Origin of the sequence: Rhodovulum sp. 12E13, assembly GCF_003340565.1 — a bacterium.
GTDB lineage: Bacteria > Pseudomonadota > Alphaproteobacteria > Rhodobacterales > Rhodobacteraceae > HLUCCA09.
Genome location: NZ_QPLK01000117.1, coordinates 1 through 747 on the forward strand (window position 1 = coordinate 1; position 747 = coordinate 747).

Annotated in this window: 1 protein-coding gene; it reads right to left on the reverse strand. The window is 69.6% G+C overall.

Annotated elements, in window-relative coordinates; translation table 11 throughout:
* Positions 1 to 455 precede the first annotated feature (455 nt).
* Positions 456 to 747, reverse strand: a 292-nt coding sequence (locus tag DLJ49_RS21350; protein ID WP_199533480.1) for a transposase, incomplete at its 5' end; no start/stop codon positions are given.

Consider the following 747-nt stretch of genomic DNA (forward strand, 5'->3'; position numbering starts at 1 on the left):
GTGATCGTGGTATCGTCGTCCATGGCGTATCGCTCCTTCGGGAGGTTCTGGCAGGCTTCATCACCGGCCACGATACGCCGCCTTCGCAGGCCCCATCACCCATTTCCCGGCATAGCTCTAATCGCCTTGGTCGAGGGCTGATCTGCATCGGTTCATCCTGCGTGCCGGGCTCCGGGGTTCTCTCCGCGGTCGCTGCGAGGTGCGCCGCATGTTTGCGTTCACCCCGCAGTATTCACCGAATGCGTCTGAGCGACGGGCTCGGTCGTGGTATGCTGGTCGTGAAGGCCCGGTCGATGGTTGTGCAGGGCCTTTTGAGCGGCGCGATGCACGTACGGGGTGCGAGTATGGCGTGCGAGACGGCGCGAGTGCGGTCGATGCGCAGTATCGGTCCGCGTCGGACCGGGCCGCCGGGCGCGGCGGGGGTGTCGGAGCCGGAGATGTTCAGGCGGTCGTGGTCAGGGCCCGGCCCAGTGCATCCGGGCGATCCGCGGCCAGAGCACGGCCCAGAAGGGCACGGCGCTGCTGGAGAGCGCGAGCGTCATCCGGCGGCCCGAGAGGACGAGCCTGGCGCCGGCGCGGAGCACGCGTTCGCGCAGGCGGCGCAGGCTCCAGCCGGTGCCGGTGGCCCGGGCCATGGCGCGGCGGGCGATGTGCATCAGCTGGTAGGCCAGGATCGAGATGAGCAGGCGCACCTCGTTGCACGCGAAGGCATCGACGGCCTCGGAGCCGCTCTGCGGCCTCCGACCC